Raw genomic sequence first — 9,203 nt, 5'->3', positions numbered from 1 at the left:
ATAATCGCTTTTACTTCTTTAATCCATTTTCTGTCCATATTTTTCAGCATGTCATCAATCGGATAATTCTCTCCTATGAAGCGGCTCCAAGAGAAATCGATATCATTTTGTATTATCCGTCAGAAGACTATATCTTTCACTTGGAAAAAAATACTGCGTTTAAATTAGTTCAAGAAGTTGTGATACCGGGATTGTATAAAAAGAACCAGAATGAGAGGTTTTTAGTTTATCGGTTACATTAGAAGGGTTTTGTAGATATTTGACGAATACAAAGGGTATGAAATAAGAACCTTTAGTAGGAGTGATAATATGAAAAGCCCAATTCAAAACAAAGTTAATACTATTTTCATTCACGTAAGTAATTTGGAGCAGTCTGTAGCCTGGTATTGTGACTTATTAGGACAGGATTTTGATTTAGCCACTGTATCTAGACCAGTTTACAATCTTCAAGTTAACCAAGAAGTAGGCATTACCCTTGATGCTGGACCATTAGGCACAGAGAAAAACATCAAGGCATTGGAATACCCATTATTTAACTTTCACACCGAAGATATTGATGCAGCCTATGACTATTTGAAAGAATTAAATTATGAAATAGCCGATGAGATTATTAGATTTGATGATTTATCCTTCTTCACGGTTAAAGATCCGGATCAACATATTATCATGATTTGCACAGGGTAATATATTTAAGTCAAAAAGCCTAATCCTATTTGGATTAGGCTTTTTAAATGATAGTAAGCCCTAATCATTCAAATACTTATTTGAACATTATAATTGACAAAAAATTCACACCTGCATATTATTATAATCAAATGACTATTTGAATGAGGCGATAATATGAGCGATACAGCGGTTAGAAGAAAAGCTAATGATGTTTGTGAATCCTTTTGCTTTGATGAGGAAAAGGTTGAAAGAATAAAGCCAGAAGTTGAGGAAATTGTAGGTGTAGAGCTTATCTTTAAGGCATTGTCAGATGCTACGAGATTAAAAATCACCTATGCACTAACACTAGAGGATGAACTATGTGTCTGTGATGTTGCCAATATCATTGGTTCTACAACTGCAACAGCATCCCATCACCTACGGTTACTACGCAATATGGGCCTTGCAAAATACCGCAAGGAAGGAAAATTAGTATTCTACTCGTTACAGGATGAGCATGTGCATCAGTTAGTTTCGATTGCAATCGAACACTCGAAGGAAGGTGTACAGGTTGGAAGAAAGTAAACAAGTGTATCGACTTCAAGGGCTTTCCTGTACGAATTGTGCTGCAAAATTCGAAAAAAATATTCGCGAAATTGATACGGTCGAGGATGTCCAATTAAATTTTGGTGCAGCTAAGTTAACGGTTCAAGGAACTGCTACAGTTGAACAGCTAGAAGAGGCAGGGGCATTTGATGGAATTAAGGTATTACCGGAACGAACTAGAGAGCCGGAAGTAAAACAATCATTTTGGAGAAAACGTGAAAATATAACGACTGGCATTTCGTTGTTTTTCACTGTTCTTGGATATGTGTTTCTTATTTTAAAGGGAGAGACAGCACCGATAGCAATAGGTTCTTTTATAGCAGGGATTGTTATAGGTGGATACAATCTGTTTAAAATTGGCATACAGAATCTCACGAAGCTTCAGTTTGATATGAAAACGTTAATGACAATTGCCATTATTGGAGCAGCAATCATTGGGGAATGGGCTGAAGGAGCGGTGGTAGTCTTCTTATTTGCCCTAAGTGAAGCTTTGGAAAGCTATTCCATGGATAAGGCTAGGCAATCTATCAAATCATTAATGGGTATTGCACCTAAGAAAGCGACTATTCGCCGTGGTAGCTCCATTTTAGATATTGATGTAGAAGATGTCCAAATTAACGATATTATGATTATAAAACCAGGTCAAAAGATTGCTATGGATGGGGAAGTCGTGAAAGGTCAATCAACCATCAACCAAGCTGCTATTACAGGAGAGTCCATACCAGTTCATAAAACAACTGGTGATGAGGTGTATGCAGGAACAATGAATGAGCAAGGATCTCTTGAAGTACGTGTGACCAAACGGGTCGAGGATACAACAATTGCTAAAATTATTCATCTTGTGGAAGAAGCGCAGGCAGAGCGTGCTCCATCTCAGCAATTTGTAGATAAATTTGCGAAATACTATACACCCGCAATCATGAGCATAGCCTTATTGATTGCTGTCATCCCGCCTGTATTTTTGGGGGCTTCATGGTCAGAATGGGTATATAGTGGGTTAGCCGTGCTAGTAGTAGGATGTCCTTGTGCACTGGTTGTTTCTACCCCAGTTGCAATTGTTACGGCAATTGGAAATGCGGCAAGAAACGGTGTCTTGATTAAAGGTGGTATACACTTAGAAGAAACTGGCCATCTCCGTGCAATTGCATTTGATAAGACAGGTACGTTAACGAAGGGGAAGCCTGAGGTTACAGATGTAATCCTATTAACAGATAGAGAAGTGAAGGAAGTATTGGGTATCGCTCGTGCGATTGAGGAATTCTCCCAGCACCCATTAGCTTCAGCGATTAAACGGGAAGCTATTCGACTTCAAGCTGTTCCTTATGAAGCGGAACACTTTACCTCGATTACTGGTAAAGGCGTAAAGGCTACTGTCCGAGAGGAAGAATATTACATTGGTAGTCCAACACTATTTGAAAATTTGATTCCGAATTCTACTGAAATAAAGGAAAAAATAGCACAGCTGCAAGCTGAAGGGAAAACTGTAATGCTATTGGGCACCCAATCCTCTATTGAGGCTCTTATTGCGGTAGCTGATCAAGTACGTAAAACTAGTGCTATGTTAATTCAAAAGCTTCATCAGCTAGGAATTAAGCACACTGTTATGCTTACTGGTGATAATGAGCTAACGGGGAAGGCTATTGGCTCGAGCCTTGGTCTAACTTCAACAAAAGCGGAGCTTCTACCAGAGGACAAATTAATAGAAATAAAAAACTAAAAGACCAGATTGGTAACGTAGCAATGGTTGGAGATGGGGTGAATGATGCCCCGGCACTAGCTACTGCAAATGTTGGTATTGCAATGGGTGGTGCAGGAACAGATGCGGCACTAGAAACCGCGGATATCGTATTAATGGCAGATGACCTGGAAAAGCTACCGTATACCATTTCACTGAGTAGAAAAACATTAACCATTATAAAACAAAATATAATATTTGCTTTAGCATTAAAGGTGGTCGCACTACTACTCGTGATACCTGGTTGGTTAACTTTATGGATTGCGATTTTTGCGGATATGGGAGCGACATTAATTGTTGTATTAAATTCCATGCGGTTAATTAAGAAGGAAGTGCTGAAGGGTTAACCTTTCTAGCACTTCCTATTTTAATTAGGTATCTTTTGTGCACTTAACTGATTCATAATATATTGTACGGTTTCTTTATCAGAAGTAGTTTCTAAGGAAAACGAATGCTGATATTCCTCATGGCCTTTACCAGTGATAACAACCCAATCCGATTCACCAGCTATTTCGATAGCGTGCTGAATGGCCAAAGTCCGATCTGGAATAATGCTTCCTTTATGATTCCCAAACTTATGTTGTAGTTCTTCCAATGTCTTGTGCATTTTCTCTTCAGGAACATTATTTAGGTCATCAAAAGTTAATATATAGTTAGAGCTGTATGTGGAGGTTATTTCTAACATTTGCGGCCGTTTTGTCTGGTCTCGATTGCCACGAAAACCAAAAACATGAATGATTCGTTTTGCCCCGTAGGACTTTGCAGATGCTATACAATGAAAGATAGCGTCCGGTGTATGGGCATAGTCTACAATAACGGTTGGCATATTATCCTGTTTATACGTTTCGAAACGTCCATTTACTCCTTGGAAAGAAGGTAATGCTGTTATGATTGCTTCACTAGGAACACCTGTTTTTCTAGCGGTTAGGTAGGCCATAGCAGTATTATACATATTATGAATACCAGGCATTGAACTAGTAAGTTGCAACGTTTTGTCAGCTTCTTTTACTACTATTAACGATTCGTCTAATAAAAAGTCAAGTAGTTGTATATCAGAATTCTCCAATTCTCCAATGGAATAGATAGGGATTCCTCGTTCTTTAAGAATGAGAACTAATTTCTCTCCCCATTCATTATTTGTATTCGTGATGACACAACCGTTATCTTTCAAATGATTAAATAAAAGCAGTTTAGCCTGAAAGTATTCTTCCATTGTACGATGATAATCAAGGTGCTCATGGTAAAGATTTGTAAAAATACCGATATCCAATTCAATACCTTCCATACGGTGTTGTGTTAAGCCATGGGATGAAACCTCCATGATGACAACCTCATCATTGCTTTCAGAAATAAGTTTGTTGATCGTTAATGCACTAGGTGTCGTATTAAAGCTAGGAATGTTTTGTCCGTTAATTGTATTTTGAATGGTGCCGATAATACTGCATGTTTTACCGTGCTTTTCGAGAATATGTTTGATTAAATAGCTTGTAGTGGTTTTTCCGTTCGTTCCAGTAATGCCAATCATGAACTTGTCTTTAGATGGGTTATGGTAGAATCTCTTCGAAAGTACACCTAATACCTTCCTGCTATTTTCTACCTGAATATAAGGCGTTTCTTGATTTGGTATGTTTTTTTCCCCGATGACTAGAATAGCACCATTTTGTATTGCGTTTGGAATATAATCATGACCATCTAATTGATACCCTTCGTTTGCGACAAATATGTAACCGTTCTTTACGTCTTTAGAATTATCTGCAATGCCTGTTACATCGATGTCTTTTAATTCATTATATAAAGAAGTATCTAAGTTAAGCTCATGCAGCAGGTCACTAATTTTCATAGATGTGTGGACTCCTCTTTGTTTAGCTTCAGTTACAGACCTCGAATCATTAATTCTTATTCTTAGAATGTAGCATATAGCACTATTAATGAATGGAAAAATAATCTAAGTAATTCGGAAATATGATAGAAAATCATAATAGTTTACGTTATACTAAATTCAACTTAATTTCAATAAGCAAAAGGATTGATATCAATGGTTAAAATGAGCCATTTTAGTGAAGATGAACAGCTTTCTCTTAAGCTATTTGTCGTATTAACGAGGGCAATTCAGGCAATAGAAAAACAGGTTGTTCAGAATATTAAAAGCTACGGACTGAATTTGACAGAGTTTGGTGTGTTGGAATTGTTATATCACAAAGGGGATCAGCCGATACAACGAATTGGACAGAAAGTGTTACTTGCTAGTAGCAGTATTACATACGTCGTTGACAAGCTAGAGAAGAAGGATTATCTCGTTAGAAAGGCATGTCCAACAGACAGAAGGGTGACCCATGCAGTGATTACAGAAGCCGGAAAAGAATTGATGGATGAAATTTTTCCCCAGCATGCAAAGGCTATTAGCGGGATTATGGGTGGTCTGTCAACTGAGGAAAAGAAAATGGCTATTGACCAACTAAAAAGACTTGGTCTTTATGCAGAGACAGTAATTTAAAGAAGGTAAGAAGAACCCCACCATTCGTTTAGGTGGGGCTCTTCGCTTATTAGTTATGAATGATATCCATAAACTCTGACCAATCTAAAATCCGATTATATGTTGAAGTGCGGTTATACGACTGGTCTTTTAGATATAAGCGGATGTTTTCCTTTGATAAGGTATCTAATATAGCTGGTTTATCATCTACATAAAAATCTAGGTTAAGATCCTTGATAATATCTATTTTTTCATGATCTTCCATGCCATAAAAAAATCTATGGTTATGTATTGGAAAACCTTGTTCTTTCATCCAAGCTTTTGTACGTTCCCCGTGTTCTTTTGGTCTGGCTGTAATATAGTAAACCTCATGACCACCGGCCACTAGCTTATTTAGAACCTCTACAGCCTCATTATATGGTGGGCAATCTGTATAATAGATTTCTTCAAGAGAGTTCTTCCACATTTCACGACCTTCTTCATCGGTTAGATCAAACGGTTCGTGAATCTCGACTCTAGTTAAAGCATGAAAGGTCTCCAGTGGAATATCCTTATTTAGCTTACGCTTATATAGGTTAAACGCATGTTCTCTTAAGTTAATTAATGTGTCGTCAATATCAAAGCCAAATCTCATGTTCGTGATCCCTCAATTATACCTTTTTAATAAACGGGATATCCCGTGAATTTAAAATCCTTGCCTATCTTCTTAATCTCGGTGTTGTCTAATTCAACAGCGTCTGCCATATTGGCAATCCCGTTCCCTTCTAAAAAGGTAGGAGCGTTTTGTCCACCGATAAGCTTAGGTGCAAAGTAGAGGACAACCTTATCCACTAATTTATTCTCTAAGAACGAAGCATGGATATTACCTCCACCTTCTATAAATAGCGATGAAACGAGGTGTTCACCTAGAATATTTACGACCTCATTCGGATCCACTTTATCTTCACTAGAAGTTACGAAGACTCTTATTCCCATTTTATCAAGTTGCTGTTTCTTACGTTCATTATGATTCTTACTTGTGAATATCCAAGTTTCTGCTTGTTTATCGGTAATCACATTTGATTCCATCGGCACTTTGAGTGAAGTATCCATGATGACGCGAAGCGGATTTCGGCCATTTGGTATTCTAGCTGTGAGAGATGGATTATCATCTAAGACAGTGTTTATGCCAACTAAGATAGCCATATTTTCACTACGTAGTTGATGGACATCATTTCTAGATTCTTCTGATGTTATCCATTTACTACTGCGGGCATGCGTAGCGACTTTACCGTCTAAGGTTACACCTGCTTTTAACGTAACAAACGGTTTTTTCTCCACGATGAATTTATTGAAAACCTCATTCATTTGAATGGACTCTTGCCCACGAATACCGGTTATCACTTCTATACCAGCATTCTCTAATATTTTTACGCCATTACCTGCAACGATAGGATTCGGATCTAGTGTTGCTATAACTACTTTCTTGATGCCTGCTTGAACTATTGCCTCAGCACAAGGACCAGTTCTCCCGTGATGGGAACATGGCTCAAGTGTTACATAGATTGTCCCACCTTTCGCCTTGTCACCAGCCATTCTAAGAGCGTGGATTTCCGCATGAGGTTCTCCTGCTTTTAAATGAGTCCCAATCCCAACGATACGGTTATCATTCACAATAACCGAGCCAACAAGAGGATTTGGGGCTGTTTGACCCTTCATCGCTCTTGCATTCTGTAAGGCTATATCCATATAAAATTCATGGTTAGTCATTGGAACAGTTCCTTTCCTCCTGCATATGGCCAGACTTTTCAACCTTTGTTTTCAAATAACGTTCATTATACTCAGAAACATCGCCCCACAATGGAACACGTCCTGTTACCGTAAGCCCTGCTTTTTTCATCGCCTCAAGTTTTAGCGGATTATTAGTGATTAATGTTACTGGTTTAGAGCGTAGTTGCTTCAGAACAAGAATTGCATCATCATAATTACGGGAATCATTAACAAATCCAAGCGCTTCATTTGCTTCAACGGTATCATAGTCATTTTCCTGTAAAATGTATGCCATCGCTTTAGAGAATAAGCCAATACCTCTTCCTTCATGGTTTGCTAGATAGAATATAGCTCCTGTTCCGTGCTCTTTTATTTTGTGCATGGATTCTTTTAATTGGAATCCACAATCACAGCGCTTGCTTCCAAAAATATCACCTGTATGACAAATAGAATGCATACGGATAAGTGCATCATCATCATTTTCGAAATCTCCATATACTAGAACACTTGATTGCTGATACTCCGCTAAATTTTGGGAAGAAAGACTATCGATAATTTGTTGATCATCTTCCATCACTTCTTTGCTGTTTAACCAGCAATACCATTTGAATTCTACTGTTTCTCCATATAGATTAACAGGAAGTCGAATAGGACCAACTAGGTATAGGGCTCCCTCGTTTGTTTTAATAGATTTTATTTTATCCTTTAATACGGATAGTACTTTCGATTCTAGTTTTGTTTGTTCCATTGTACATACCCCTTTCACTGCCACTAGTATAATGAAAAATGAGTGCGGCTTCAATTTATCTTTCTCGGAATGGAAGATAAATAAACATTTGCTACTAAAATATGCCGAGAGAATGAATTTGGATTGTACTGGACAAAATTGTGTTGATTTAGCAATGAATCCATGTTACTATATCGACATACGATATATCGTTAGTTGATACATCGACTAGTGATATAAAAGGCGGTGAATTAGGATGGCAAAGGAAGCGGAATTGTTCTTACCCTTGTCCCAAGCAACCTATTATATCTTGTTATCCTTACGTGAAGTAAGACATGGCTATGCTATTATGCAGGATGTTGAAATGGTAAGTAAGGGAGAAGTTACGTTAGGACCAGGCACTTTATATGGTGCATTAGGTAAATTAGAGAAACAAGGGGTCATTGAGAAAGCTATCGTACAAGATGATGAGCGAAGAAAATATTATGAATTAACTGACTTGGGTAAGCTGGTGGTGCGTCTGGAATATAACAGGTTAAAGTCATTAGTGGAGAATTCAAAAGAGATTATAAAGGAGATCAAGGAGGATTAACATGACAGTAAGAAAGTTTAGATTATTTATTGCTCCGAATATTGATAAAGAGGAACAATGGATAACGGAGATGTCTCGTAAAGGACTACATCTAGTAAAATATGAATACTTTACTTATGTTTTTGAAGAGGACCCAACTAAATCCTATGTGTATCAAATAGACTTTAGACAGGAAGCGAAAAGGGATTATTTCCAATTGTATGAGGATGCAGGATGGGAATATGTAACAAACTCCATGAGCATCTTTCATTACTTTAGGGCAGATTCCTCTGAGGCAAGTGTACAAAAACTGTATACGGATAATGAATCAATACAGGACTCCTTTAAGCGTATGATTTCTTTTTATTTATTAATCTTTGGATTATTCCTTGTTTCGCAGCTGGGACTTGTTGTTTCATGGAAAGGCTATTTAATTCAATATATTGTTGCAGGAATGGACATTGTATTTATAGTACTATACCTATATTTGTTTTATGCGATTAACAAGCGAATTGATTTCTATAGGAGAAAATAACAGTCGAATATCAGGTTGTTGTTTGCATTTACAAAATTGAATAACCAGATAATATAATTAGTGTGAGAGCTTGGGGAATACCAGGTTCTCTTTTTTAGTATTTATTTTTTAAATAGTACCTTGCAATGAACAGTAGTGTGTGTTAAATTATAGCTACAGGAG

9 protein-coding genes and 2 pseudogenes are annotated in these 9,203 nt (G+C 37.4%); 7 read left to right on the top strand and 4 right to left on the bottom strand.

What is annotated here, in order from left to right; translation table 11 throughout:
• The 4 genes and pseudogenes from G5W_RS24390 to G5W_RS22465 form a co-directional block, all read left to right on the top strand.
• Nucleotides 1-242: pseudogene (locus G5W_RS24390) on the top strand (SAM-dependent methyltransferase); the annotation flags it as partial.
• Between the two features lie 67 nt (nucleotides 243-309).
• A complete protein-coding gene (locus tag G5W_RS0116670; RefSeq protein WP_010098406.1) occupies nucleotides 310-684 on the top strand; it encodes a VOC family protein in 375 nt (124 codons plus the stop codon).
• 156 nt (nucleotides 685-840) lie between these two features.
• Nucleotides 841-1,230 carry an ArsR/SmtB family transcription factor gene (locus G5W_RS0116665; protein ID WP_010098405.1) on the top strand — a complete coding sequence of 130 codons (390 nt, stop codon included), beginning with the start codon at nucleotides 841-843 and terminating at the stop codon, nucleotides 1,228-1,230.
• A pseudogene (locus tag G5W_RS22465) lies at nucleotides 1,217-3,333 on the top strand (heavy metal translocating P-type ATPase). Before G5W_RS0116665 ends, G5W_RS22465 begins: the two are co-directional and overlap by 14 nt.
• A gap of 20 nt (nucleotides 3,334-3,353) precedes the next feature.
• Here G5W_RS22465 and G5W_RS0116655 read toward each other — a convergent pair.
• Nucleotides 3,354-4,826, bottom strand: a complete 1,473-nt coding sequence (locus G5W_RS0116655; protein ID WP_010098404.1) for a UDP-N-acetylmuramoyl-L-alanyl-D-glutamate--2,6-diaminopimelate ligase — start codon at nucleotides 4,824-4,826, stop codon at nucleotides 3,354-3,356.
• 195 nt (nucleotides 4,827-5,021) lie between these two features.
• Between G5W_RS0116655 and G5W_RS0116650 the strand changes: the two genes are divergently transcribed.
• The gene (locus G5W_RS0116650) at nucleotides 5,022-5,480 is read left to right on the top strand and encodes a MarR family winged helix-turn-helix transcriptional regulator (protein ID WP_010098403.1); all 459 of its coding nucleotides are present in this window, start codon (nucleotides 5,022-5,024) and stop codon (nucleotides 5,478-5,480) included.
• A 49-nt stretch (nucleotides 5,481-5,529) separates the two neighbouring features.
• On the opposite strand, the gene G5W_RS0116645 is transcribed toward G5W_RS0116650, so the two are convergent.
• The 3 genes from G5W_RS0116645 to G5W_RS0116635 are packed head-to-tail and all read right to left on the bottom strand — an operon-like array spanning nucleotide 5,530 to nucleotide 7,956.
• On the bottom strand, nucleotides 5,530-6,093 hold the full coding sequence (locus tag G5W_RS0116645) for a 5' nucleotidase, NT5C type (protein ID WP_010098402.1): 564 nt from the start codon (nucleotides 6,091-6,093) through the stop codon (nucleotides 5,530-5,532).
• 26 nt (nucleotides 6,094-6,119) lie between these two features.
• A complete protein-coding gene (gene ribD, locus G5W_RS0116640; protein ID WP_010098401.1) occupies nucleotides 6,120-7,208 on the bottom strand; it encodes a bifunctional diaminohydroxyphosphoribosylaminopyrimidine deaminase/5-amino-6-(5-phosphoribosylamino)uracil reductase RibD in 1,089 nt (362 codons plus the stop codon).
• A complete protein-coding gene (locus G5W_RS0116635; protein ID WP_010098399.1) occupies nucleotides 7,201-7,956 on the bottom strand; it encodes a GTP cyclohydrolase II in 756 nt (251 codons plus the stop codon). Before G5W_RS0116635 ends, ribD begins: the two co-directional genes overlap by 8 nt.
• A gap of 235 nt (nucleotides 7,957-8,191) precedes the next feature.
• On the opposite strand from G5W_RS0116635, the gene G5W_RS0116630 reads away from it, so the two are divergent.
• Both G5W_RS0116630 and G5W_RS0116625 read left to right on the top strand, forming a co-directional pair.
• Nucleotides 8,192-8,527: a PadR family transcriptional regulator gene (locus G5W_RS0116630; RefSeq protein ID WP_010098397.1), complete on the top strand. Its 336-nt coding sequence runs from the start codon at nucleotides 8,192-8,194 to the stop codon at nucleotides 8,525-8,527.
• Between the two features lies 1 nt (nucleotide 8,528).
• Nucleotides 8,529-9,041, top strand: coding sequence for a DUF2812 domain-containing protein (locus tag G5W_RS0116625; protein WP_010098396.1), 513 nt, complete (start codon nucleotides 8,529-8,531; stop codon nucleotides 9,039-9,041).
• Nucleotides 9,042-9,203: the final 162 nt, after the last annotated feature.

Source organism: Ornithinibacillus scapharcae TW25 (assembly GCF_000190475.1).
Classification (GTDB): Bacteria; Bacillota; Bacilli; order Bacillales; family Amphibacillaceae; genus Ornithinibacillus; species Ornithinibacillus scapharcae.
Note: the sequence above shows the minus strand (reverse complement) of the source record. Positions and strands in the feature narration are given on the sequence as shown.